Source organism: Caballeronia sp. GAWG1-1, assembly GCF_023631465.1.
GTDB lineage: Bacteria > Pseudomonadota > Gammaproteobacteria > Burkholderiales > Burkholderiaceae > Caballeronia.
The window spans coordinates 71,268-94,800 of sequence record NZ_JALQDB010000030.1 but is presented as its reverse complement, the minus strand read 5'-3'; the positions used below and the strand labels follow the sequence as shown (position 1 = coordinate 94,800).

Annotated in this window: 24 protein-coding genes; 15 read left to right on the top strand and 9 right to left on the bottom strand. The window is 61.4% G+C overall.

Going from position 1 to position 23,533, the window contains the following annotated elements; genetic code table 11:
- From mch to NCT03_RS20840, 5 genes are all read right to left on the bottom strand, one after another.
- Window positions 1–999 carry a methenyltetrahydromethanopterin cyclohydrolase gene (gene mch / locus NCT03_RS20860; RefSeq protein ID WP_250493744.1) on the bottom strand — a complete coding sequence of 333 codons (999 nt, stop codon included), beginning with the start codon at window positions 997–999 and terminating at the stop codon, window positions 1–3.
- Entirely contained in the window at window positions 996–2,168 is a 1,173-nt protein-coding gene (locus tag NCT03_RS20855) for an ATP-grasp domain-containing protein (protein WP_250493743.1), read from the bottom strand. The genes mch and NCT03_RS20855 overlap by 4 nt, the downstream gene beginning before the upstream one ends.
- Window positions 2,165–3,094: an NAD(P)-dependent methylenetetrahydromethanopterin dehydrogenase gene (locus NCT03_RS20850; protein ID WP_250493742.1), complete on the bottom strand. Its 930-nt coding sequence runs from the start codon at window positions 3,092–3,094 to the stop codon at window positions 2,165–2,167. Before NCT03_RS20850 ends, NCT03_RS20855 begins: the two co-directional genes overlap by 4 nt.
- Before the next feature lie 42 nt (window positions 3,095–3,136).
- Window positions 3,137–4,186, bottom strand: coding sequence for a beta-ribofuranosylaminobenzene 5'-phosphate synthase family protein (locus tag NCT03_RS20845; protein WP_250493741.1), 1,050 nt, complete (start codon window positions 4,184–4,186; stop codon window positions 3,137–3,139).
- Window positions 4,187–4,269: 83 nt separating this feature from the next.
- A complete protein-coding gene (locus NCT03_RS20840; protein ID WP_244828801.1) occupies window positions 4,270–4,644 on the bottom strand; it encodes a 4a-hydroxytetrahydrobiopterin dehydratase in 375 nt (124 codons plus the stop codon).
- Between the two features lie 347 nt (window positions 4,645–4,991).
- Between NCT03_RS20840 and NCT03_RS20835 the strand changes: the two genes are divergently transcribed.
- The 11 genes from NCT03_RS20835 (at window position 4,992) to NCT03_RS20785 (ending at window position 15,232) form a co-directional block, all read left to right on the top strand.
- Window positions 4,992–6,809, top strand: a complete 1,818-nt coding sequence (locus NCT03_RS20835; RefSeq protein ID WP_244828800.1) for a methanol/ethanol family PQQ-dependent dehydrogenase — start codon at window positions 4,992–4,994, stop codon at window positions 6,807–6,809.
- 122 nt (window positions 6,810–6,931) lie between these two features.
- Window positions 6,932–7,345, top strand: coding sequence for a c-type cytochrome (locus NCT03_RS20830; protein WP_250493740.1), 414 nt, complete (start codon window positions 6,932–6,934; stop codon window positions 7,343–7,345).
- Window positions 7,346–7,402: 57 nt separating this feature from the next.
- A complete protein-coding gene (locus NCT03_RS20825) occupies window positions 7,403–8,332 on the top strand; it encodes a substrate-binding domain-containing protein (protein WP_250467531.1) in 930 nt (309 codons plus the stop codon).
- A complete protein-coding gene (locus NCT03_RS20820; RefSeq protein WP_502800400.1) occupies window positions 8,329–9,081 on the top strand; it encodes a hypothetical protein in 753 nt (250 codons plus the stop codon). The genes NCT03_RS20825 and NCT03_RS20820 overlap by 4 nt, the downstream gene beginning before the upstream one ends.
- 66 nt (window positions 9,082–9,147) lie before the next feature.
- The gene (locus NCT03_RS20815) at window positions 9,148–10,122 is read left to right on the top strand and encodes a LysR family transcriptional regulator (RefSeq protein WP_244828797.1); all 975 of its coding nucleotides are present in this window, start codon (window positions 9,148–9,150) and stop codon (window positions 10,120–10,122) included.
- The gene (locus NCT03_RS20810) at window positions 10,119–11,045 is read left to right on the top strand and encodes a quinoprotein relay system zinc metallohydrolase 2 (RefSeq protein WP_250493739.1); all 927 of its coding nucleotides are present in this window, start codon (window positions 10,119–10,121) and stop codon (window positions 11,043–11,045) included. The genes NCT03_RS20815 and NCT03_RS20810 overlap by 4 nt, the downstream gene beginning before the upstream one ends.
- 34 nt (window positions 11,046–11,079) lie before the next feature.
- The gene (locus tag NCT03_RS20805) at window positions 11,080–11,943 is read left to right on the top strand and encodes a quinoprotein dehydrogenase-associated SoxYZ-like carrier (RefSeq protein WP_250467528.1); all 864 of its coding nucleotides are present in this window, start codon (window positions 11,080–11,082) and stop codon (window positions 11,941–11,943) included.
- 11 nt (window positions 11,944–11,954) lie between these two features.
- Window positions 11,955–12,872: an MBL fold metallo-hydrolase gene (locus tag NCT03_RS20800; RefSeq protein WP_250493738.1), complete on the top strand. Its 918-nt coding sequence runs from the start codon at window positions 11,955–11,957 to the stop codon at window positions 12,870–12,872.
- 39 nt (window positions 12,873–12,911) lie between these two features.
- Window positions 12,912–13,220: an EthD family reductase gene (locus NCT03_RS20795; protein WP_250493737.1), complete on the top strand. Its 309-nt coding sequence runs from the start codon at window positions 12,912–12,914 to the stop codon at window positions 13,218–13,220.
- 154 nt (window positions 13,221–13,374) lie between these two features.
- A complete protein-coding gene (locus tag NCT03_RS20790; RefSeq protein WP_250493736.1) occupies window positions 13,375–13,989 on the top strand; it encodes a TetR/AcrR family transcriptional regulator in 615 nt (204 codons plus the stop codon).
- 37 nt (window positions 13,990–14,026) lie between these two features.
- Entirely contained in the window at window positions 14,027–15,232 is a 1,206-nt protein-coding gene (locus NCT03_RS20785) for a YbfB/YjiJ family MFS transporter (RefSeq protein ID WP_250493735.1), read from the top strand.
- On the opposite strand, the gene NCT03_RS20780 is transcribed toward NCT03_RS20785, so the two are convergent.
- The 3 genes from NCT03_RS20780 to NCT03_RS20770 form a co-directional block, all read right to left on the bottom strand.
- Window positions 15,229–15,981, bottom strand: a complete 753-nt coding sequence (locus NCT03_RS20780; protein ID WP_250493734.1) for a Pr6Pr family membrane protein — start codon at window positions 15,979–15,981, stop codon at window positions 15,229–15,231. The two genes, NCT03_RS20785 and NCT03_RS20780, sit on opposite strands and share 4 nt — an antisense overlap.
- A 103-nt stretch (window positions 15,982–16,084) precedes the next feature.
- A complete protein-coding gene (locus NCT03_RS20775; RefSeq protein WP_244828789.1) occupies window positions 16,085–17,389 on the bottom strand; it encodes an MFS transporter in 1,305 nt (434 codons plus the stop codon).
- A 100-nt stretch (window positions 17,390–17,489) separates the two neighbouring features.
- A complete protein-coding gene (locus tag NCT03_RS20770; protein ID WP_250493733.1) occupies window positions 17,490–18,869 on the bottom strand; it encodes an NAD(P)H-dependent oxidoreductase in 1,380 nt (459 codons plus the stop codon).
- A gap of 143 nt (window positions 18,870–19,012) precedes the next feature.
- Here NCT03_RS20770 and NCT03_RS20765 point away from each other — a divergent pair, with 143 nt between their 5' ends.
- From NCT03_RS20765 to phnE, 4 genes are all read left to right on the top strand, one after another.
- Window positions 19,013–19,906 (top strand): LysR family transcriptional regulator, encoded by an 894-nt coding sequence (locus tag NCT03_RS20765; protein ID WP_250493732.1) that lies wholly within the window; start codon window positions 19,013–19,015, stop codon window positions 19,904–19,906.
- Between the two features lie 117 nt (window positions 19,907–20,023).
- Window positions 20,024–20,851 (top strand): phosphonate ABC transporter ATP-binding protein, encoded by an 828-nt coding sequence (gene phnC / locus NCT03_RS20760; RefSeq protein WP_250493731.1) that lies wholly within the window; start codon window positions 20,024–20,026, stop codon window positions 20,849–20,851.
- Window positions 20,852–20,880: 29 nt separating this feature from the next.
- Entirely contained in the window at window positions 20,881–21,852 is a 972-nt protein-coding gene (gene phnD, locus NCT03_RS20755) for a phosphonate ABC transporter substrate-binding protein (RefSeq protein WP_250493730.1), read from the top strand.
- 95 nt (window positions 21,853–21,947) lie between these two features.
- Window positions 21,948–22,682, top strand: a complete 735-nt coding sequence (phnE, locus tag NCT03_RS20750) for a phosphonate ABC transporter, permease protein PhnE (protein ID WP_370652221.1) — start codon at window positions 21,948–21,950, stop codon at window positions 22,680–22,682.
- A 6-nt stretch (window positions 22,683–22,688) separates the two neighbouring features.
- Here phnE and NCT03_RS20745 read toward each other — a convergent pair whose 3' ends face one another.
- On the bottom strand, window positions 22,689–23,516 hold the full coding sequence (locus NCT03_RS20745; protein ID WP_250493728.1) for a CHAD domain-containing protein: 828 nt from the start codon (window positions 23,514–23,516) through the stop codon (window positions 22,689–22,691).
- Window positions 23,517–23,533 lie beyond the last annotated feature (17 nt).

Sequence of the window (23,533 nt, the reverse complement as noted above, 5' to 3'; positions counted from 1 at the left end):
TCATGCCGCGTCCTTCTTGCCGCGCCATTGCGCATCGAGCAGCGCCTGATCGAGCTTGCCGCCGCGATAGGTCGCGCCGCTTTCTAGGCTCGATACCCACGCTTCGGCGGGCGCGAAGAGCGCGCCATCGATCTGATAAAAGTCGTAGTTGAACGACGTGAAGATTTCCGCGAAGGGACGCCCGTAATCGCGCGCATTCGCCGAAGGCAACTCGGCGGCAAGGCGCTTCGCCACGGCATCGCTCTTGACGGTGAGATGCACGCGGCCTCCGTAGAGAATGGCGTCGTTGGTGCGGCCCATCGCCTGAATGGCGTCGGGCGAGGGCGGCGGCAAGGGCGCGGTGCCGCTGCCTTCCACGATCTCGCTCAGGTCCACGCCCAGCACATGCGTCTTATGGAGCGCCACTTCCACCACGCGTGCAACGACTTGCACCGTGCCTGCCACAGACTGCGTCGGCGTGACCGCGATGACGAGCTTGTCCGCCGCGAGCCCGCAATCCGCGAGTACTTTGTCGATGACGATCTGCGGTGGCAAGCGGTCCACTTCCATGACGAGCGCGCCGCGTTCGTGATGGTCGCGATACGCGAGTTCGTCGAAGAGCGGCTCCTTGCCTGCAAGCGCGCGCGCTGGCCCCGAGCCAAGCGAGAAGAACTTCTTGCCGCCGGTTTGTTCCTTCGTCGCCGAAAGACTCCAGCCCGCGTACTGACTGCCGAGACAGGCGAGCACGGGGTTCGAGGTCTGCACTTCGATATAGCTCGGCCAGGAAGGCGCGGCATCGAAAGCGCTGCGCAACTCGACACGCCCGAGCCCGCCCATGCAGATACGCGCGATCAAGAGGCCCGCTTCGGCGCTGCCTGCGGCGTTCACGCCAGCATCGACGATTACGGTGCCAGCCGGCGTGCGCGTGACTTCCACCCGCAAACGCGCGGCGTCGTCGATCATGCGATCCACGAGCCTCGCGCTCGATGCGTTGACGCTGAGTTGATTCGATGAAGTCATGGGCAGTATGAGTCGATGCGTTGCAGAAGCCGCGCGCTTTCATTTGTCAGTGCATTGCGCAAGGCGTCGAGCGTGGGCGCGGCCGCGGTGACCGTGCAGACCGGCATGCCCGCTTCGATGCGCGCGCCGGTGAGCGGCACGTCGTGACACGCGGGGTCTTCGAAACACGCATCGCTGAAGAGGCGCGACACGGTGAACGACGCGGGCGCAAAGACCACGCGCTGGCCCGCTATCGACGCCGGCGTTCGCGACGATGCAAGCGTCGAACGCGGCAACGCGCCGTGCAGGCATGCGTCGAGATGCGCGCCGATCAATCCGCGCGGCCATTCATCGGGCCATGCGGCTTCGTAGAGCGCCATCGTCGAGGAGGGGCGTGTGTTCACTTCGAGGACTTGAAACGTGTCGTCATCGAGCAGAAAGTCGATGTTGTTGAGTCCCGTCAAGCCGGTCTTCCACACGATGTTTTCGATGGCGGCAACGATGCGCTCGGTTGTCCCTGGCGGCAATGCGATCGGCCCGAGCGAACCCGCGTGCACGAAAGGCAGACGCCCCGTTTCGATACTCAACTGTTCCGCGAAGCCGATGATCGCCGCTTCGCGACGCGCCGCGACGAAGAGCGCGGACATCGAACGGCCTTGCGCGAGACGCTGAAAATAGGCATCGGCGGGAGCGTTGTCAGCGTGTTCCGCCCATTCGATATGCGTGCCGCCGCAGCCGTCCGAACGCTTCATGAGCCAGCCGCGCGCATCGGCGGGCCTGTCGAAGCGCACTGCCGGATGCGCGATCTGCGCGTCGTCGAGCAGCGCGAAGAAGCGGCGCGGGTCGCGCACCGCGGCGGCTTCCACGCCATTGCCGATGAAGCGCGGCATATGCGGCATGCGGCTCAGTTCACTCGCGAGCGGTTCGAGCCCGCTCGTCACGATGAGCCCCAGCATGCGCGGCAGACGCGCGGCGCATTCGAGCGCATCGAAAAGACGGGTGCGGTCTATCGACAAGCCATCCCCTCCGATATCGAACCACATGCCCGAGTTCTCGCGCGTGTCGCGGTCGCCGAAGATATCGAGCGCCACGACGTTGAGCCCGGCACGCGCGGCGGATTGCGCGAGCAGCCGGGCTGAAAGCCCCGCCACGGCGACGCGTGGCGCACGCGCTGCAACGGAATGGATCATGAGCCGAGCCCCGCGACGACCGCGCGCGCTTCGTCGAATGCTTCGGGATAGCCGAGATACACGGGCTTGCCGCCGGTACGCATGCGCAAGAAGAGCCGATGCTCCGCCTGATACTTCACATTGCCAATGGCGAGCGCGCCGATGCCGATGGCGTCCGCGCGTGCCGCGCCCGCGAGCGGCTTGCCGTTGTCCATCACGTTGACGCCCGCGATGCCTTCGGGCGGCACCGCGTTGACGTCCGCCGCGATCAGCAGGTTCTTGGCATGCGCGAGATCGGCGGCGCTCATCACCTGCACGCCTGCAACTGCGGTGGCGAAGACGACTTCCGCACGCGCCAGTTCGCGATGCAATTGCTCGGGCGTGCCGGTCGCAACGCCGGACGTGGCAATGTCGAAGCGCCGGTTGATTTCGTCGCTCACCTGTGTCGCGCGTGACTGGCTCGAATGGCTCGCGACGACGACATCCGCACCGAGCGATGCGGCCATCGCGGCCGCGACGCGTCCCACCGCGCCCGTGCCGCCGAGTATCAAGACGCGCTTGCCGCCGAGATCGACGCCATGCACGGCCTTCAGATGTTTTTCCGCGAGCGCGACGAGCGCGGCGGCCGTGGTGTAGGCGCCCGATGGGTCGGTGAAGACAGAGACCTCGAAGGGCGGGACCATCGCCTGACGCGCCTTTTCGAGCATGTCGGCGGCGAGCATGACATCGCGTCCGCCTATGAAGATGCCCGTGCGCGATACGCCCTTCGGTCCGCGTGAAAAGATCGCATCCTGCGTGAGTTGCACGACGATGTCTTCATCGACATTGCAGTAAGGCACGACGATCTGATAGCCGGCATCGGCCGCCATGTTGACATCGAACGGACTCATCTGCGGCGTGCTCGTGAACATGTGGAGCACATAAGGTCTTTCGAAAGCTTCGGACATGGCGATGGACTCGTGGTCGATTTGGAATTGATGAACGCAGGTTCAGGCAGCATCCGCGCCTTGCTCGCGGCGGTTGGCGGCACGCCATGTCGCGCCGCGATTGCGGCCGGTAGCGATGGAAAAGGTGAGGGGTGCGCGAGGCGTCACGCGTTGCGCGGTCGCGAGTGCGCGTTCGGCGTCCTGCGCGCTTGCGACGAACGCGAAGCCGACCGGTCCCCATGACGTCTGCCCGATGCCGGCCTTCTGCTCGGCGGCGACGGCTTCGAGCGCGCGCGCCACGGCGGGGCTTGCGAACACGCCGCCTTGCACGGGCGCGAAGTATTCGCCGATGGTCTGCTGCAAGTCGCTGATGGCGTCGGCGAAGGTATCGAAGTCGCTTTCGGCGGCGGCGGGCAGGATACGCATCAGCGCGAGATGACTGAGATGCGCGGCGAGTGTTTCAGGGAAGGGATCGAGTGCGGCAAGTCCGCGGCTTTCTTCGTCGCCGTGCAGACCTTCGCGCGAGGTGTCGTCGATCAGAAGCACGCGCCAGTCATCGGGGAAGGCCTGGCGCGAGATCAGCGGCGGCAACGTATTCGCGGATGCGTGGCGCATGTCGCGGCCGCCGTCGAGAATGAGGCCGCCGTGATCGAAGCCATGAATGCCGATGCCGGAGCGCGCGCCCCGTTTGAGTATGCGCGCGATGTCCGTGGTGTTTGTTCCGTTGTGACCGGTTGCTCGTGCGAAGGCGGTGCCGAGCGTCAGGGCGAGCTGCGTGCCCGAGCCGAGGCCCGTATGCGAGCGCGGTGCTTCGTGTACGTCTATATCGACGGCACGCGGTTCATTGAGCGCCGCCTGCAATTGCTGAAGGTAATGAGCGATACGCTCTTTCTGCGCTTCCGTGACATGGCCTTCTATCTGCGCCGTCTGCTGCCGCGTGCCATGAGCGATGCGCGCGGTGAGACGCGTGCCGTGTCCTTCTATCGCGAGCCCGAGGCTGCCGAAGGCGCGGCCCGAGGAGCCGTTCGGATCGAGGAAGCCGAGATGCAGGCGCGCGGGTGCTTCGACCGTGATCGCCGGTAAAGGCGATAAGCGTCGGGGTGAGGTTGGCATCGCGGCTCGTGTTCCTTCAGGGGGTTTTGGGCTTCCCTGTTAGGCAAAAGTTATACCAAGACTGCACGCGCCGCGTGGCCGGGCTAGTCGTACTTGATATAGCGGAAGCGTTGATCGTCGGATGGCGTGCCGTCGAGCGGACCGTCTTCCTTGCCTGGCTGCCACTGCACCACGTCTTCGATACGCGTGGCGAGCGCGAAGTCCTTGTCGGTAATGCCCTTCGCCGAATGCGTCTTGAGCTTGACCACGACGAACGCATAAGAGACGGTCAGGTCGGGATGATGCCAGGCCGCTTCGGCAAGATGCCCGACCGTATTGACGACCATGAGCGTGCCCTTCCAGCTCTCGGTCTTGAACTTGCGCCTGAGCCATCCGTCCTCGAGATACCAATGCGCGAGCGGACCCGTAAGCCGTTCCCGCACCTCTTCATCCGAGTAGACCTTCTCTGCTTGAGCCATGACGTTGCCTCCTTATGGAAAACACCGAGTATGCGCCGCGTGCGTTGATCGTGAAGCGGCGCTGCGCAATGCTGCGACGCGTCATGTGACACCTGAGCAAGCGTTGCTGTTCCATCACATGAAGCCTTTCGCGTATTTGACACAGTATGTGTCGCACGCCGCCATTCGCACGCCACAAAACAAGCGTTCGCAAACCGGCATGGAATATGCAAATGCCCGGTCACGCAAGATCCCGGCAATGTACCGGGGCACAAGCGAATCTCGTTACCTGCATTCAGAAGGCGCGCACGATGCAAACGGTAGCGTGGTCATTCCCGGGTCGGAGGCATCATCATTCTGGAGGAGACATGAACTTACGCACCCTGGTTCTTGGACTGGCGGTGGTCGCAACGGCAGGCCTCAATTCGTACGTGGCGCAGGCTGATTCGCAACTCGACACCGCAATCAAGAATCCTTCGAACTGGGCGGCGCAAGCGGGCGATTATTCCAATCACCGCTATAGCACGCTCAAGCAAATCAACGAGAACAACGTCGGCAAGCTACAGGTTGCCTGGACCATGTCCACCGGTGTGCTGCGAGGCCATGAAGGCTCGCCGCTCGTCATCGGCGACACGATGTATATCCATTCGCCGTTTCCCAACAAGGTTATCGCCATCAGTCTGAAGGACCAGACGTTCATCTGGCAATACCAGCCGAAGCAAGACAATCAGGTCATCTCGGTGATGTGCTGCGATACGGTCAACCGTGGTCTCGCATATGGCGACGGCAAGATCTTCCTGCAGCAAGCCGACACGAAGCTCGTCGCGCTCGACGCCAAGACCGGCGACGTCGTATGGACCGCGCAAAACGGCGATGCGAAGAAAGGCGAAACCAACACCAACGCGCCGCACGTCTTCGGCGACAAGGTGTTGACGGGCATCTCCGGCGGCGAGTTCGGTGTTCGCGGCCGGCTTATTGCCTACAACATCAAGGACGGCAAGGAAGTCTGGAAGGCCTACAGCACCGGGCCCGACAATGAGATGCTGATGGACCCGCAGCAAACGATGACCTGGACCGACGGCAAGATGGCGCCCATCGGTGCGGACTCGTCGCTCAAGAGCTGGCAGGGCGATCAGTGGAAGTATGGCGGCGGGACCACATGGGGCTGGTATGCATGGGACCCGAAGCTCAACCTTGTCTACTACGGTACAGGCAACCCCGGCACGTGGAACCCGACGCAACGACCCGGCGACAACAAATGGTCGATGTCGATCTTCGCGCGCGACCTGAATACCGGCAAGGCGAAGTGGGTCTATCAAATGACGCCTCACGACGAGTGGGACTATGACGGCGTCAACGAAATGATCCTGTCGGACCTGAACATCAACGGCAAGAAGACGCCGGCGATCGTTCACTTCGACCGTAACGGTTTCGGCTATACGCTCAATCGAGAAAGCGGCGAACTGCTCGTGGCGCAGAAGTACGACCCGGCGGTGAACTGGGCCAATAGCGTCGATCTGAAGAGCGGCCTGCCGATTCGTAACGCCAGCTACTCCACGCAGGCAGCCGGTCCCGATCACAACGTCAAGGGCATCTGCCCGGCGGCGTTGGGCTCGAAAGACCAGCAACCCGCCGCATTCGATCCGAATTCGAGCCTGTTCCTCGTGCCGACGAACCACGTCTGCATGGACTACGAGCCGTTCCAGGTCGACTACGTGTCGGGTCAGCCGTTCGTCGGCGCCACGCTCTCGATGTTCCCTGGTCCGAACGAGAACGGCGCGATGGGTAACTTCATCGCGTGGGATGCGTCGAAGGGCAAGATCGCATGGTCCAAGACGGAGAAGTTCTCGGTGTGGTCCGGCGCGCTCGCAACCGCTGGCGGCGTGGCGTTCTACGGCACGCTCGAAGGCTACATCAAGGCCGTGCGTATCAAGGACGGCAAGGAACTGTGGAAGTTCAAGACGCCGTCCGGGATCATCGGCAACGTGTTCACCTATCAGTACCAAGGCAAGCAGTTCATCGGCGTGTATTCGGGCATCGGCGGCTGGGCTGGCATCGGCATGGCAGCGGGACTCGAAAAGTCGGCGGAAGGCCTGGGCGCGGTGGGCGGCTATCGTGAGCTTGCAAAGTACACGGCACTCGGCGGCACGCTCTTCGTGTTTGCCATTCCGGGCAGCGCGGGCTGATTACGTATCAGCCGTTTCGTTAGCCTGCAACTAGTTCGATTCGAAGCGTAATGACGCGCGGCGGTCAGGGAGTCCGCCGCGCGTGAAAACCCCACATACGAGATATTCAAGGAGACAAGCGAATGAAAGGCCGATCACTCTTGCTGCTGTCGATTGCGCTCGCGGCGTCCTGCGCTTCGTTTGCCCAGACGAGCCCGGGACAAATGAAGCCCGTGGCGTACAAGGTCGTCGATGGCAACAAGGTCGATGCCGATACGCTGCAAGGATGGCGTACCTGGCGCGCGCTCGCGTGCGAACGTTGTCACGGGGCGAAGCAGGAGGGTCTCGTCGGCCCGTCGCTCGTCGATGCTTTCAAGACGCTGGACAAGAACGAGTTTCATCGCACCGTGTTTGGCGGACGCGTGGATAAGGGTATGCCCGATTTCAGCGCGAGCCAGATGATGCAGAAAAACTGGGAGAATCTCTTTGCGTATCTGAAGGGACGCTCAGACGGCAAGATCAATCCGGGCGATTTACAAGCGCTCGATGCGAAGTGATTGCGTTCGTTGCTTGTCCGATGTTGCATGAAGTTGCATTTGAACCCGGAGGTATCGATGTCAGATCGTAATGGAAGCCGCGCCGCTTCGTTCCGATTCCCGGCCGTATCGAACACGGTATGCGCGGCGTTGCTCGCGTTCACGGCGCAAACGGTCTTCGCGCAGGGCGCGGGTACACCGCCGCCGAACTTGCCTAACAACGACGGCGCGGACGGCGTGCTGCGCGTGTGCGCGGATCCGAACAACATGCCTTTGTCGAATCAGAAGGGCGAAGGCTTCGAGAACAAGATCGCAAGCCAGATGGCAAGCGACTTCGGCTACAAGCTCGAATACACGTTTTATCCTCAACGCATGGGATTCGTGCGCAATACGCTGCGCGACAAGGCACCGAGCACGGATCAGTTCAAGTGCGATCTGATTATCGGCGTGCCCAAAGGTTATGAACTCACCGCGACCACGCGCCCTTATCTGCACTCGACCTATGCCATGGTGTTCCCGAACCGGCCGGAGTACGCGAGCATCAAGTCGCCGGCCGATCTCATGAATCTGCCGCCGGATCAGTTGAAGAAGATGAAGCTCGGCATCTTCGTGAAGAGTCCCGCGACTGACTGGCTGTTGCAACACAATCTGATTGAACAGGCGGTGTCGTATCAGGGGCAAAGCGGCGATCCCGATGCCTTCCCCGGCGAGATGATCGAGCATGATCTGTCGCAAGGCAATGTCGATGCCGCCTTCGTCTGGGGCCCCATTGCTGGCTATTTCGTGAAGCTCTCGGATAACAAGGCGCGCCTCGTGCCGTTCGCACCGCAACCCGGCATTCGCTTCGATTATGAAATTTCGATGGGCGTGCGTTACGGCGAAAAAGCATGGCGCGACAAGGTGGATAACTGGATTGCGTCGAACCAGCCGAAGATCGATCAGATACTGACGAGCTATCAGGTTCCGTTGCTGCCGCTGCAGCCGCTGCAGCCGGCCTCCACGCAATGAGGTTCGCCATTCGAGGTATTGCCCTGGCCTGCGCGCTTGGCGGCTTCATCTCTCTGATGCCGCCGGCCTCGTTCGCGGCGGATACACCGCCTGCTTCCGCGCCTGCCACCGAGATTGCACCAGCCGAACGCTTGTTGTTCATGGAGCCGCATCTGGATGGCGTGGATCAGCAAACCGAGCTCGACTATGCGGTGGATTTTTCCGGGCCGCCAACGAAGGTCAAGGACACGGTCCGCGTGCTCGTGGTAAGCAAGGGCAACACGAAGAACGATGCGCGCGTGTCCGATCGCACGGGCAATGTGGACGTGCCAGGGGGGCTGCCGTGCAATCCGGTGATCATCTATTTCCTGGAGCATGACATCACGGAGATGCAGGAGTTGACGGGCGGCCAGCGTCGCTACTTTCAGCAGCGAGTGAGACTGGCGCTTGCGGCAAACCCGGCGATTACGCCTGTTTCCGGCGAGGCGCTCGGGCTGGCCAGGAACGTGAAAGCGCAGCAGATCGTCATTCAGCCCTTCCTCAACGATCCCAATGCGGAACGTCTGCAGCAATACACGAACAAGCGCTACACCTTCGTCGTTGCCGATGATGTTCCCGGACACGTCGTCTTGATTCGCACCGAAGTGCCGCGCGCGGGGAACGACTTCGCGCATCCGCTGCAGAAGGAAACGGTCGCTTATTCGGGCGCGCTCAAGAACATGGCTACACCGGGAGGAAAGGTCGGCAACGCGCCACGGGCCAGTCGTTGAGGTGGATTGCACGAGCGCCGAGGCAAGCCGCTAAATGGTTCAGGAACGCCTCACGGATACGCCGCTGTGAACTTCATCCGCTCTCTCACCTTGCGCCAGTTGCAGATCTTCGTGATAGCGACGCGCTGTCCGAGCTTCGCACGTGCAGCGGAGGAACTGCATCTGACGCAGCCCGCGGTATCCATGCAGATCAGGCAACTGGAAGAGGCGGTCGGCTTGCCGCTCTTCGAACGCGTGGCGCGGCGTCTTTCGCTGACGGAAGCGGGCGAACGCCTCTCGCATCATGCAAGCAGAATTCTCGGTGAGATCAAGGACGCCGAAGACGCGATGATGTCGCTTACGCAAGCCGACAGTGGATCGATTGCGGTGAGTATCGTGAGTTCCGCGACTTACTTCGCGCCCAAGTTGCTCGCGCTGTATTCGCAGCAGTTTCCCAAGGTCGATGTGCGTTTTTCGGTCGGTAATCGCGAGACCTTGTTGAGGCTCCTGCAGGACAACGCGACCGACCTTGCCATCATGGGCCGCCCGCCGCCCGAACTCGGCACGACTGCAGAGCCGCTCGCTTACCATCCGCATGTGATCATCGCGCCGCTTTCGCATCCGCTGAAAACTGCGCGACGCTTCGATCTGCAGGAGCTTGCCAACGATACTTTCCTCCTGCGCGAACCTGGTTCCGGCACACGCGCCGTCGCCGAGCACGTGTTTAGGCAGAACCTCTTCACGCCATCGCGCAGCGTCACGCTCGGCAGCAACGAGACCATTAAGCAGGCCGTGATGGCGGGCATGGGCGTGAGCCTCATTTCGTTGCATACCTTGGGGCTCGAATTGCGCACGGGTGAGATCGCCGTGCTCGACGTGAATGGCACGCCCGTCGAACGTACATGGCAACTCGTGCATTCGCGCTCGAAGCAACTCTCGCCGACGTGTCTCGCGTTTCGGCGCTTTCTTCTCGAGCACGCCGAGCCTTTCCTCGAACGCGAGTACGAACAGTTCGGCCTGCGCCGAACAAAACGTCTCGCCGATGCGGACAAGGTCCGATGAGCGCTGCTTTACGCTTCGCCGCGTTCCTGGTGCTGTGCGCGGCATCGGCACATGCGTTTGCAGAGGCCTCGTTTACGGTGAAGGAACTCGCGCCGGGGAACTACGTGCATCGCGGACACGACGAGCTTGCCACGCCTGCGAACGGCGGCGATATTGCGAACGTCGGCTTCATCGTCGGCGAGCGTTGTGTGGCTGTGGTCGATACCGGCGGCACGCTCGCGGAAGGGCGCGCATTGCGCGCGGCGGTGCGCAGGGTGACGCCCTTGCCCGTCTGCTACGTGATCAATACGCACATGCACCCGGATCATATCTTCGGGAATGCGGCCTTCAAGGACGACCATCCGCAATACGTGGGCAGCGCCAAGCTTGCGCAGGCGGAGGCATCGCGCGCGGAGAACTACCTGCGTGCGCTGAAACGCGAACTGGGCGATGAAGCGAGCGGCAGCGAAATCATTGCACCGACGATGACGATAGACGGCACGTCCACGCTCGATCTCGGCGGGCGCACGCTCACGCTGCAAACTTGGAAAACAGCGCACACCAACAACGACATGACGGTATACGATGAGAAGAGCGGCACACTGTGGCTAGGCGACCTGCTTTTCGTGCATTGCGTTCCCGTGGTGGATGGCAGCGTGACCGGTTGGCTTGACAATATCGCCCGCATTAAGCAGATGAGTCCGCGGCATGTCGTACCCGGTCATGGCGACCTGGACGCGCCGTATCCGCGCTCGCTCGACGACGAGCAACAGTACCTCGCGAATCTGGCGCGCGATGTGCGTGCGGCCATCAAGCGCGGCGAAACGATTCAGCAGGCCGTGGATACCATCGGTCTCGGCGAGCGCGACAAGTGGCGGCTCTACGATGCCTATCACGCGCGCAACGTCACCGCTGTCTATGCTGAACTGGAGTGGGAGCAGTAGCGGCGCACGCCGCGTTGCAGCAAAGGAGGACACCATGAAGACGATCAGGCTTGGCGCACGCGCAGGCTTAGGGTTTGTCGCGGCGCTCACCATGTTTGCGCCTTACGCTTCGCATGCGGCGCAACCCGACGACGATCCAGACAAGGTGGCGCGCTGGCTCGACTTCAAGGAAGGCGCGTTCAAAGGGCGGCCGATCGACACGAAAGGCGATGCCGTCATCAAATTCGATGCACCCAAACGCGCCGCCGATGCCGCCGTCGTACCCATTGCGATCAGCGCGCAGTTTCCGCAGACGAGCACGCATTACATCAAGAAGATTTATCTCTTCATCGACGAGAATCCCGAGCCCTACGCCGGTTCTTTCGAGTTCACGCCAGACTCCGGACTTGCCAGCATCGAGACACGGGTGCGGGTAGAGGATTACACGTTCATGCGTGCCATCGCCGAAACGAACGACGGACATCTGTATAGCGCGGTGCGTTTCATCAAGGCATCGGGTGGTTGCTCCGCGCCTGCGGGCAAGGACGAAGACGCGGCCGAACGCGCGGCGGGTCAGGTACGTTTGCAGGCGGAAGGCGCCCCTATTGCGGGCAAGCCCGAACTCGCGCAATTGATGGTGCGCCATCCTAATCGCACCGGCATGGCGATGGACCAGGTCACGCGCAACTATGCGACCGCGTACTTCGTGCGCAAGGTTGCCGTGACTTATGGCGGCAAGCCCGTGATGACCGCCAACGTGAATTTCTCGATCAGCGAGAACCCCAACTTCCGCTTCTATTTTCTGCCGACGGAAAACGGTGAATTGAAGGTCGCTATTGAAGACACGAAGAACAAGCGGTTCGACGGCGAGGTTGCGATCACGACGCAATCGGGCACGCAAACCTCGGCCATGAAATGATGGGGCGCGGCTTGCGTGCGCTCATCGGTGCGTTGTTCCTCGCATTTTGCGCCGTCGTTCATGCGGCGATGAGCGGCATGCCCGCGCCCGTCGCAGTGGCGCCGGGCGTGTATGCGTTTATCGGTGACGGCGATGCTGTCGCGCCCGCGAATCACGGCATGGTCGCGAACAACGGCTTTATCGTGGGACCGCGCGGCGTGACGGTAATCGATACGGGAGCTTCATACCGCTACGGACGCGCGATGATCGAAGCCATTCGCAAAGTCACGCCGCTACCCGTCACGCTCGTGATCATCACGCATCAAGGACCGGAGTTCGTTTTTGGCGCGGCGGCGTTCCGCGATCAGGGTGTGCCGATTCTCGCGCATTACCGCACGGCTCGGTTGATCCGGGAACGTTGCCCAATCTGTCTCGCGAACCTGCGAAAGACCCTCGGTGAAGACGAGATGGCAGGCTCGCGCGTCACGGTTCCCGACCAAACGGTGGAAGGCACCACGGAAGTCGTGAATGGCGATCGCAAGCTGCAATTGCTGCACTTCGGACCGGCAAGCACGCCAGGCGATCTGGCCGTGCTCGATACGCAAAGCGGCGTGTTGTTCGCGGGTAGTCTGATCTCGAACGGGCGCATCCCCGAACTGCGCAACGAGGATATTCATGGCTGGCTCGCGGCGCTGGAGAATCTGCGCGGACTCGAATCGAAGACGATCGTTCCGGCGTTCGGACCGCCGTTGAGCAACGACGACATCATGCAGACAGGCCTTTATCTGCGCGAACTCGACAGCGCGGTCAGACGCGCATATCGGAGCGGCATGGGACTGACCGAGGCCATGCATACCGTCGACTTGCCCGCCTTTCACGGCTACAAGCTCTATGGCATAGCGCAGCCGCAGAACGTGCAACGTATCTATCTACAGTTGGAGAAGCAGTAACGCATTGTTGTTCAAGACAAACACTCAGGAGACAAGACGATGGCCCAGCTCGTTGCGCTTTACAAGAATCCGTCCGATACGAAGGCATTCGACGCCTACTACGCCTCCACGCACGCGCCGCTGGCGAAGACGTTGCCGGGGCTAAAGAGTTACCAGATCAGCACGGGGCCGGTTGCTACCGCGCAAGGCGAGTCGCCGTATTACCTCGTCGCGCTGCTCGAATTCGAATCGCTCGAAGCGATCGAGTCCGCGCTCGGGTCGCCTGAAGGCCAGAAGACCGCCGGCGACTTGGCGAATTTCGCGCAGGCGGGCGTCGAGCTACTGATGTTCGACACGAAAGACGCCTGACAGCATGGTTGTTTTTCCGCATACGAAAAGGCCGGCGCTTCGCCGGCTTTTTCGTTGGACGACGGTTCAAGCAGGTTTTGTATCCATCGATATATAATTCGTTCTGTGGCGTCCGATATAAAACGTGACGCAACCATGGAATGGAGCCTGCATTATGGCGCGACCGCGCAATTTCGACGAAGACGATGTGCTGAACACCATAGCCGAAGCGTTCTGGACGCACGGCTATGAGGGTACGTCCACACGTGACCTCGTGCAACTGACGGGTCTCACGCAACCGAGCCTTTACAACGCGTTCGGCGACAAGCGCGCGCTCTTTTTGCGCGCGCTCGATCACTATCTCGAACATACGTTGCGCGAGCGTATCGAGCGTCTCGAAGCCACTTGCACGCCTGCGCACGCCGTTGCAGGCTTCTTTCGCGAGATCGTCGAGCGCTCGGTATCGGATGAACACCGGCGCGGCTGCATGCTGGTCAATGCCGCGCTCGCGGCGCCGCTCGAGGACGAGGCGTTTCACGAACTCATCGCGAAGGAAGTCGAGTTGTTACGCGGCTTCTTCGAGCGCTGTCTTTCCGCCGCGTTCAAAAGCGGCGAGATCGAACGCATGATGTCCGCAACCGATGCCGCCACGAGTCTGCTCGCCGTGCTTCTCGGCGTGCGCGTGCTGGCGCGTATCGATCCTCAGCCGAAGCTGCTCGTGGCGGCTGCCGCTCCCACGCTCATGCTGCTGAAACTTCCGCCAATGCGTGCGAAGTTCGCCACGCGTTAGAACACACGTCACGCCATTCGCTCCGGGAGTCAACATCATGCAGGATCAAGCGTCGGCCTTACGCGCCGGTCAATCGGATTCACTCGACATGCGTTCCATCTACGCCATGCTCGCGGGCTTCTGCGCGAGTCTCGTCGCAATAGGTCTCGCGCGCTTCGCTTATACGCCGCTCATTCCACCGCTTATCGAAGCGCATTGGTTCACGTCGTCGCAAGCGGTGACGTTGGGCGCAGCCAATTTCGCGGGCTATCTCGCGGGCGCGTTGTTCGGCAGGTCCATGGCATCGACGCTCGGCAACCGGCTCGCGTTGCGCCTCTTGATGGCCATTGCCACGGCCGCGTTTTTCGCATGCGCGTTTCCGTTGTCGATTGCCTGGTTCTTCGGCTGGCGCTTTCTTTCGGGACTTTCGGGCGGAGCGATCATGGTGCTCGTCGCAACCACGATCCTTCCGCATATCGCGCCCGCACGGCGCGGCTTTGCAAGCGGCATGATCTTCTTCGGGCTGGGCTTCGGCATCGCGGCATCGGGCACGCTCATTCCGCGGCTGCTGCATTACGGCTTGCAGGCGACGTGGATCGGACTCGGCGTGTTCTCGCTTGTGTTGACGGCTGTCGCTTGGTTCGGCTGGCCATCGACGAATCCTCCCGTGCCTGCCGTGACCAAGGAGGCGCATGGCGCGCGTCATGACGGCACGCGTCTGCGCCTGCTATACGCGCAATACGCGGCGAACGCACTGGGTCTCGTGCCCGCGATGATTCTGCTCGTCGACTATATCGCGCGAGGGATCGGACGCGGCGCCGGCGTCGGTGCGAGCTATTGGGTGCTGTATGGCGTGGCGGCTATCTTCGGGCCGCTCATCTGCGGAAATCTGGGCGACCGGATCGGCTTTGGCCGCGCGTACCGCTGCGCGTTGATCGTGCAGGCGGCTGCAGCCGCGCTGCTCGCGATGTCGGGCCATGCCTATGTGATCGGCCTTGCGACCGTGATTCTCGGGCTCTTCACGCCCGGTATCGTGCCGCTTGCACTGGGCCGCGTGCATGAATTGCTGCCGCACGATCACGCGGAGCAGCGCGCCTCATGGAGTCGCGCGACTTCGGCGTTCGCGCTCTTTCAGGCGGTCGGCGGCTATGGCTACTCGTTTCTCTTCTCGCATACGCATAACAACTACGCGCTGATCTTCGCATGCGGCGCGCTGGCGTTGACTGCCGCATTCGTCGCCGATCTGTTCGTGAATCGTGACTAACGCGATGGGCCCGTGTCGTCCGATTCCATGCCGGGGTCGGATATGCGCAAGTCCTGGCGTCTGTGATTGATGACGATGAATACGCTCATCAGAATCAGAAAGCTGGCGACTAGCATGGCCGAGTTGAAGAACACGCGCTCGTAACCGAGTTCCGCCACGTTGATGAACCAGTAGGGATAGAAGTCGGATGCACTGCCGCGCCATAACGTAATGAAGAGATAGCAGAGCGGATAGACGAGCCATAAGGCGCAGCGCCGCAATGACAGATGAAAGCGCGGCACGAAGAGCACCCAGTAAAGCGCAGCGAGCGCGGGCACGACCGTATGCAGCGATTCATTGACGAGCGCACGATAACCCGATGGCGTCCATAGCCATCGCAACAACGCGTTATAGGCAATGCCCACGAACACGATATACACGACCACCGCCGTTACCACCGTCGGTTGACGAAAGAAGCGCGCAATGGGCGCGTTCGCGCGTATGGCCACGCAGGTGAAGCATAACGCCGTCAAGAACACCGTGAGGTTGGTGAGATAACTGGTGGTACGCGCAATGCCGTCGATCACGGTAAAGCCGCGTCCGACCATGCGCGCGATGGTGATATCCGTCTGCGCCGCCAGCGCGAGCCACGCAATCATGGCGATGGCGGCCGCCACGCCGAGCGATGCGGTGCTGGGCGTGTGCAGCGGCAGGTCGTTTTCGGGTGCGCGCGACGGCGTGCTCGAGGATTGTGAAGACGAGTCGGTCATGCACCCATTTTATCGACGCGCGCCGGCCCTTGCAGCGTTGCAAAAAGCACGGCCGCCTTCCGTGTTCGTTGAAAACGGCAGGCGGCTCGTTCGTCGCTCGATTTCAATGATCCGCTAGCTTGCCGGAAATCGAACGCACCGCGAATGCGCCGATCACCATGAACACCGCAACCGCATAAAGACCGATGCTGTTGTTATGCGTCGTGACATTGAGCCACCCGACCATATACGGCGAAACGAAACCCGCGAGATTGCCTACGCAATTGATTCCCGCAATGCCCGCCGCCGCCGAGGTTCCCGCAAGAAACGCAGCCGGAATGCCCCAGAACAGCGACAGCGCCGACAAGATTCCAGCGGCGGCCACACTCAACGCAATGACCGCAAGCACGGGTTGCTGTCCCACGTATCCGCTTGCCGCAAAGCCTATTGCACCGATCACGAGCGCAATGGAGAAGTGCATGCGCCGGGAGCGGAACTTGTCGGCGCTGATGCCCGTGAGAATGATCGCGGGAATCGCGACGATATACGGAATCGCCGAGAGCCAGCCGATCACTTCGACGTTCTTGAGCCCTGTGTCCTTGATGATCGACGGCAGCCAGAAGCTGATGCCGTAGAGGCCGATGATCTGGCAGAAGTACACGCCGGCAAGCTTCCAGATGTTGCGGTCGGAAAGGAACGCGCGGGCGTCGTGGTGCGCGGTCTTGTCGCCTTCCTCGCGCTCGACTGCTTGCGTCACGAGACGCTTCTCGTCGTCGGTGAGCCAGCGTGCCTTGCTTGGCTTGTCGACCATCATGAAGAGCACGGCGAAACCTACGATAAACGCTGGAATTGCTTCGATGAGGAACAGCCATTGCCACGCCGACATCACGGCCGAATGCTTGAACGCGGTCAGTATCCAGCCCGACAACGGACCCCCCACGATGCCGGCAAGCGGAATGGCGATGTAGTACACACCATAGGCGAAGCCGCGTTTTCTCGCCGGGAACCAGTACGTCAGATACAGCATGATGCCCGGTGAGAAACCCGCTTCCGCGATGCCGAGAAAGAAGCGCACGAGATAGAACTGAAACGGCGTCTTGACCACGAGCGTGAGCGCCGAAACGATCGCCCACGTGATCATGATGCGCGCAATCCAGCGCCGCGCGCCCACGCGATGCAGGATGAGATTGCTGGGCACCTCGAAGATGAAGTAGCCGATAAAGAAGATACCGGCACCGAGGCCATACACCGCATCCGAAAAGCCGAGATCGGAAAGCATCTGCAGCTTCGCGAAGCCCACGTTGACGCGGTCCAGATAGTTGCAGAGATAGCAGAGCACGATGAACGGCATGATGCGCCACGTGATCTTGCGGTAGACGTCCGCACTGCCTGCTTGCGTAACGCCGAGAGTTTCGCTGATTTGGCTCATGTCTCCTCCGTCGCCCTTTGCCGGGCGTTTAGAGATGGCGAACGCCCGGACCATGAGATGGACCGGGCGTGCCGCGGATCAAAATGTCTTCATCGATGAACTAGCTCGCGAGCTTTTGCGCCGGTAGTTCAAGCTTCATCTCGGCGCGAAAGAATTCTTCCATCTCGCGTCGTACCCGCACGGCTTCCTTGCTTGCGTCGAATGCCACATCGCTCCAGCGCACGGGTTGTCCCGCAGGCACGGCGCGTTGCAGCACCATGTTGTGCGCAAGGCCGATAGGCAACGCACCCAGCAGCAACGAGTCCGCAGCGGGCATCAGTTTGCCGTACACGGTGTGGCCGCCTTCGCCGTCGAGCCGCTCGCCCGCGCGCAGATCGCGCTTCGCGGTGGCGGCGACATCGCCATGAAAGCCAGTTGTCGCGCCGGTTGCTTCGCCACGCACGGCGATGCTCGCGATCGACTGGCCCAGTTCCAGGCCGATCAGGTGATACGGCTTGTACATGGCGGCGAAGCGCCCCGTGCTGTCGGTCTTGAGACCGTATTGCGAGAAGCAGTCGCGCACGTAGTCCGTGGGGGCTTCGATGACGACGTAGACGCCCCAGCGCAGATCGCGGAACACGGGCCGCCCATCGCGTTCCAGCGACGACACTACTTCCACGCTACCGCGATGCGGCAGGATCCCGCCTTCCGATGCGGGACGCAGCACGCTTGGCAGATCGTCCACGCCGCATGCGGGAAACGCGAGGCCGTCGGCGGGCGGACGCAGATCGCATCCGTTGGAAACAGCGGCCATCTCGAGCGCGGACTTGGTGCCGTCGAGAAACGAGTTGAACATCTGCGCGTTGAAGTCGCCGGAGCCGACCTGTTCCTCGGTGAATCCGTAATGGCCCCACACGGTATCGGGCGTCGACTGATGGTAGATCGGCAGATACTTCGTGCCCTTGCCCGCGCAGATCACATCGAAGCCGATGGTGCGTGCCCAGTCCACGAGTTCCGCGATGAGCGCGGGTTGATCGCCCGAAGCCATCGAATAGATGATGCCCGCCTCTCGTGCGCGGCGTGCGAGCAGCGGGCCTGCGAGCACATCGGCTTCCACGTTCACCATGACGATGTGCTTGCGATGCTTGCAGCACAGCAGCGCGTGATGAATGCCCGCGGCAGGGCTGCCCGTTGCATCGATCACGATATCGACATGATCGCTTGCGATCATGGCATCGGCGTCGTCGGTGATATAGGTCGAGCCGTTGCCGATGGCTTCGTTCCACGATGCCGCCGAATAACGCGCCTCATCCCAGCCCACACGTTTGAGCGCGGCACGCGCGCGCTCGGGCGAGAGATCGGCCACGCCGGTGAGATGAATGCCGGGCGTGCGCGGCGCTTGCGAGAGATACATCGAACCGAATTTGCCCGCACCGATCAGGCCGACCTTGACCGGCTTGCCTTCCTGCGCGCGCGCCTTGAGTTTCGCAATGAGCGACATGCTGTTTGTCTCCATTCAGGCTTTAGTGTCGTGACGATCGAGCCGCATCGTCTGCTCCGCGTTCGCAGAGTTGAAGAAAAGATAGCAGCGTGTTTCTTGCAATAGAATGGGCAAATCGGCAATCGCTCTGTGCAGAAATCCTCATGCGTGGTTTCGACTGGGACGACATTCAGGCATTTCTCGCCATTTCGCGCGCGGGCAGGCTCACCGTGGCCGCGCAGCAAATGGGCGTGGATCATTCGACCCTGAGCCGGCGTGTGGCTGCGCTTGAAACCGCACTCGGTGTGCGACTGTTCGACCGCAGTTCCTTAGGGTTTGTGCTGACCCCCGAAGGCGAACGCGTACTAAGCGATGCGGAAGGCATGGAGAGCCTTGCATTGCACATGCGGCATCGGCTCGAAGATGCGTCCATTGGTCTGACGGGAAGCGTACGCATCGGCACGCCGGAAGGCTTCGGTACTTACTTTCTCGCGCCGCGTATTTCCAAGCTCTCGGCCATGCATCCGCAACTCGAGATCGAATTGATCGCGAATCCGCGCATGTTCAGTCTTTCGAAGCGCGAAGCCGATCTCGCTGTCAGCATGACGCGGCCGGCGCAAGGGCGCGTCTATGCGCACAAGCTCACGGACTATGCGTTGGGCGTCTATGCCGCGCGCGAATATCTCGCGACACATGCGGCTATCGTCGCGCGTCGCGATCTGCTCACGCATCCGTGGGTCGGCTATGTCGAGGATCAGATGTGGTCCGCTGAACTGAACTATCTGCCGCAGGTATCGAGCACGCTCACACCGACCATTCGCATCTCCAACGTGATCAGTCAGACGGCCGCCGTCGCGGGCGGCGTGGGTCTCGGCGTGCTGCCGTGTTTCATGGCGCGCAGGGAACCGAACCTGGTGCGGCTTTTTGCGGATCAAATTGCGCTGAGTCGCTCTTACTGGCTCGTGACGCTTGCCGAAACGCGCGATGTCGCACGCGTCAAACTGCTTGCGGATTTCATTCGCACCGAGTGCCAAGGCACGTGGTTTCTCGAAGAATAAACTCCCGGCCGCACGCGCCAGGTGATGTATTCATCTAGACGTCTCATCAGCGTCACTTTCTCGTCATGTTGCCTTTCTAGAATTTGCCCAACGTTACAGCGGCAGACGAGGAAAGCCATGGACGCAATTCGTATCGAGCGTCTCACCAAGACGTTTCGCAATGGCCGCAAGGCGCTTGATGCCGTCGATCTGCGCGTGGAAGAGGGCGAAATGGTCGCGCTCATCGGTGCGTCGGGCTCGGGCAAATCGACGCTCTTGCGCCATATCGCGGGCTTTATCGCATCGGATGCGGCGCCCTCGCATGTGACGCTGCTCGGCAGGCCGATTCAGCAGAACGGCAAGATCGTGCGTGAAGTGCGCGCCATTCGTCGCGATGTCGCCTTCGTGTTTCAACAGTTCAATCTGGTGGGACGTCTTTCGGTAATCACCAACGTACTCATCGGCGCGCTTACGCGTGTGTCGCTATCTCGGCGTCTCTCAGGGCGTTTTCCGCGCGACGAACGCGCGCTGGCGATGGGCTCGCTTACCGCGATGGGTATTGGCGAACATGCGCTCGAACGCGCGAGCAACCTGTCGGGCGGACAGCAGCAACGTGCGGCGCTCGCGCGTGCACTCGTGCAGCGTGCGCGCATCGTGCTCGCGGATGAACCAATTGCCTCGCTCGATCCTGAATCTGCGCGGCGCGTGATGGAGCTCATGCAGTCGCTAAATCGCGATCACAAACTCACGGTGATCGTGTCGCTGCATCAGATCGACATAGCGATGAAGTACTGCACGCGCACGGTTGCCTTGCGCGATGGCCGCGTGGTCTACGACGGCGCATCCGCGAAGCTCACGCCCATGCTGTTGCGCGAACTGTACGGCGCGGCCGCCGCCGAATTGCTGGCCGATCACGACGAGCGTGAACATCCCTCCGCGACTTTTGCCTCTGTCGCCACATCCTGAATCGCAATCAAACTACGGACCGCATCTCCATGAAATCAGCCCGTACCTTCCTGGCCGGCGCCGCACTCGCGTCATGCTTCATGAGCTCGGTGGCCTTTGCCGATACGCTCAGCTTCGGCATCATCTCGACGGATTCTTCGTCGGCGCTCAAGCAACGCTGGCAACCGCTCATCGACGATCTGAACAAACAGACCGGTCTCGATGTGAAGGCGTATTTCGCCACGGACTATGCGGGCATTATCGAAGCAATGCGCTTCAACAAGGTGCAGATCGGCTTCTTCGGCAATGCGTCCGCCATCGAAGCGGTGGACCGCTCCAACGGCGAAGTCTTTGCGAAGGTCAAGTACAAGAGCGGCGAGGCGGGCTACTATTCCGTGCTTATCACGAACGCCAACAGCAAGTGGAAGAGCGTCGATCAGGTGCTGAAGAACAGCCACGATATCAATTTGGGCTTCGGCGATCCGAACTCCACTTCTGGCACGCTGGTGCCTTCGTATTATCTCTTCGCGAAGAACGGGCTTTCGGCGAAGACATCGTTCAAGAGCGTGTTGCCTTCGAGCCATGAAGCCAACATGCTCGCGGTCGTCAACGACAAGATCGATGTCGCGACCAACAACACCGACATGCTCGACACCATCAAGACGCAGCATCCCGAGCTATATCCGAAGGTGCGTGTGCTGTGGAAGTCGCCGCTCATCGCGTCAGACCCGCTCGTGTGGCGTCGCGATCTGCCGCAGACAACGAAGGACAAGCTGCTGAACTTCTTCGTTCACTACGGCGAAAAGGACCCGCGCGAACAGTCCGTGATGACGGCTATCTCCGGCTATTCGGGCTTCGCGGCATCGTCCAATGCGCAGCTCGTGCCCATTCGTCAGATGGCGCTCTTTCAGAAGAAGGAACAGGTGCAGAACAACGCTCATCTGGATGACGCCGACAAGAAAGCGCAAATCGCATCGCTCGATCAGCAGTTGTCCGCTCTCGATGGCTCGGCGGCGAAGTGATGAAGCCGCTCGATATCTCGACCTTTGCCGCGGGCGTGAGCAAGCCCGAGGAAGCGCCTGTGCAAGCGCCGCGCGGCAAGCGTAGCTGGGTGTCGATGCTCGGCTGGATCGTGCTTATCGCCGTACTCGGCGCGTCGTGGCAAAGCGCGGACATGCGTCCGCTCGATCTGCTCGGCGCATCCGGCAACATGAGTCAGTTCGCGCGCGACTTCTTTCCGCCCGACTTCACGGAATGGCGCACGTACGCGCACGAGATGATCGTGACGCTCGCCGTCGCTGTCTGGGGCACGGCGCTCGCGCTCATTTGCGCGGTGCCGTGCGGCTTGCTGTCGGCGCAGAACATCGCGCCGGTGTGGATCGCGCAACCAGTGCGGCGGCTCATGGACGCGTGCCGCGCGATCAACGAGATGGTCTTCGCCATGCTGTTCATCGTCGCGGTCGGGCTCGGGCCGTTTGCAGGCGTGCTCGCGCTGTGGGTGCATACCACGGGCGTGCTGGCGAAGCTCTTCGCGGAAGCGGTCGAAGCGGTGGATGCGCGTCCCGCCGAGGGCGTGCGCGCCACGGGAGCGAGCAGTCTCGACGAGATCGTGTATGGCGTGTTGCCTCAAGTGCTGCCGCTGTGGATTTCGTTCGCGCTGTATCGATTCGAGTCGAACGTGCGCTCGGCGATGGTCGTCGGCATGGTTGGCGCGGGCGGTATCGGCGTAGTGCTTTACGAGGCCATCCGCTCGTTCAACTACGCGCAGACCGCAGCGGTCATGCTGATCGTCGTGGTGATCGTATCGCTGATCGACCTGGCGTCGGGATGGGTGCGCGAGCGCGTGATCTAGAAGGCGTTATCGAAGCGACTTGAGCGCCTGCTTCATGCGGCGCTTTTGTTGCTTCTTCAAAGTACGCAAGGCTGGCTTCGCGGCGGCGGCATTGGGCAAGGCGTCGCTCTTGTCGAGGAGATCGCGGCTTGCAACGACATCGTTCAATGCGCCCAGATGCTTTTGCAGACGCTTCAGCTGTTTTAATCCACCGCGTTCCTTCTCGGCAAGCAGGGGCATGAAGAACTCGATCAGATAGCGCACTTTCTTACCCGCTTTGCGCACTTCGTGCAGCGCGGCATATTCCGGGCGCTTCACTTGCCGCGCGCGCTTGATGCGTTTCTTCAATTGTCTTCGCGCGTTTCGAACTCTGTCAGAAGCGAATTGCTCGATAGCCACGCGCTTTTTTGCAGTGTTGAGTTCGCGGTTGGCTTCCGCCACGGCTTCGCGCAAGACGCCCTTGATATCCGCGTTATTGAGTGTCGCTTTGCTGGTCCTCAATGCTGCATCGCGATGGCCGCGCAATGCCTGCGCGAGATCCGGGTCTTCATGCTCGCTCATCAATTCGATCAGGATGTCCCAATCGCGCGTGCTGCCGGCTGCCTGCGCGAGATAACGCAAGAGGGCGCGCTGCTTGTCGTCGAAGGCATCGTCGAGGATCGGGCGATACGCCCAAAAGAGACTGCGCAGACGCCGTAGCGCTATCCTTAGCTTGTGCAGTGTTTCGGCATCATCGCTCTGTTCCAGTTCATGCGCGTGCTGCAGCGCTTCTTCAACGAGCGGTGAAGCATAAGTGCGAAACTGCGATTCGGCGGTGACGCCTGACAACGTGTCTTTCGATCGTCCGGATTTCATAGGTAATCTTTTATCGA

Bases quoted from the DNA above. Each gene is read 5' to 3' on its own strand.
- mch (WP_250493744.1), bottom strand. From the start codon at position 999: ATGACTTCATCGAATCAACTCAGCGTCAACGCATCGAGCGCGAGGCTC.
- NCT03_RS20855 (WP_250493743.1), bottom strand. From the start codon at position 2,168: ATGATCCATTCCGTTGCAGCGCGTGCGCCACGCGTCGCCGTGGCGGGG.
- NCT03_RS20850 (WP_250493742.1), bottom strand. From the start codon at position 3,094: ATGTCCGAAGCTTTCGAAAGACCTTATGTGCTCCACATGTTCACGAGC.
- NCT03_RS20845 (WP_250493741.1), bottom strand. From the start codon at position 4,186: ATGCCAACCTCACCCCGACGCTTATCGCCTTTACCGGCGATCACGGTC.
- NCT03_RS20840 (WP_244828801.1), bottom strand. From the start codon at position 4,644: ATGGCTCAAGCAGAGAAGGTCTACTCGGATGAAGAGGTGCGGGAACGG.
- NCT03_RS20835 (WP_244828800.1), top strand. From the start codon at position 4,992: ATGAACTTACGCACCCTGGTTCTTGGACTGGCGGTGGTCGCAACGGCA.
- NCT03_RS20830 (WP_250493740.1), top strand. From the start codon at position 6,932: ATGAAAGGCCGATCACTCTTGCTGCTGTCGATTGCGCTCGCGGCGTCC.
- NCT03_RS20825 (WP_250467531.1), top strand. From the start codon at position 7,403: ATGTCAGATCGTAATGGAAGCCGCGCCGCTTCGTTCCGATTCCCGGCC.
- NCT03_RS20820 (WP_502800400.1), top strand. From the start codon at position 8,329: ATGAGGTTCGCCATTCGAGGTATTGCCCTGGCCTGCGCGCTTGGCGGC.
- NCT03_RS20810 (WP_250493739.1), top strand. From the start codon at position 10,119: ATGAGCGCTGCTTTACGCTTCGCCGCGTTCCTGGTGCTGTGCGCGGCA.
- NCT03_RS20805 (WP_250467528.1), top strand. From the start codon at position 11,080: ATGAAGACGATCAGGCTTGGCGCACGCGCAGGCTTAGGGTTTGTCGCG.
- NCT03_RS20795 (WP_250493737.1), top strand. From the start codon at position 12,912: ATGGCCCAGCTCGTTGCGCTTTACAAGAATCCGTCCGATACGAAGGCA.
- NCT03_RS20790 (WP_250493736.1), top strand. From the start codon at position 13,375: ATGGCGCGACCGCGCAATTTCGACGAAGACGATGTGCTGAACACCATA.
- NCT03_RS20785 (WP_250493735.1), top strand. From the start codon at position 14,027: ATGCAGGATCAAGCGTCGGCCTTACGCGCCGGTCAATCGGATTCACTC.
- NCT03_RS20780 (WP_250493734.1), bottom strand. From the start codon at position 15,981: ATGACCGACTCGTCTTCACAATCCTCGAGCACGCCGTCGCGCGCACCC.
- NCT03_RS20775 (WP_244828789.1), bottom strand. From the start codon at position 17,389: ATGAGCCAAATCAGCGAAACTCTCGGCGTTACGCAAGCAGGCAGTGCG.
- NCT03_RS20770 (WP_250493733.1), bottom strand. From the start codon at position 18,869: ATGTCGCTCATTGCGAAACTCAAGGCGCGCGCGCAGGAAGGCAAGCCG.
- NCT03_RS20765 (WP_250493732.1), top strand. From the start codon at position 19,013: ATGCGTGGTTTCGACTGGGACGACATTCAGGCATTTCTCGCCATTTCG.
- phnC (WP_250493731.1), top strand. From the start codon at position 20,024: ATGGACGCAATTCGTATCGAGCGTCTCACCAAGACGTTTCGCAATGGC.
- phnD (WP_250493730.1), top strand. From the start codon at position 20,881: ATGAAATCAGCCCGTACCTTCCTGGCCGGCGCCGCACTCGCGTCATGC.
- phnE (WP_370652221.1), top strand. From the start codon at position 21,948: ATGCTCGGCTGGATCGTGCTTATCGCCGTACTCGGCGCGTCGTGGCAA.
- NCT03_RS20745 (WP_250493728.1), bottom strand. From the start codon at position 23,516: ATGAAATCCGGACGATCGAAAGACACGTTGTCAGGCGTCACCGCCGAA.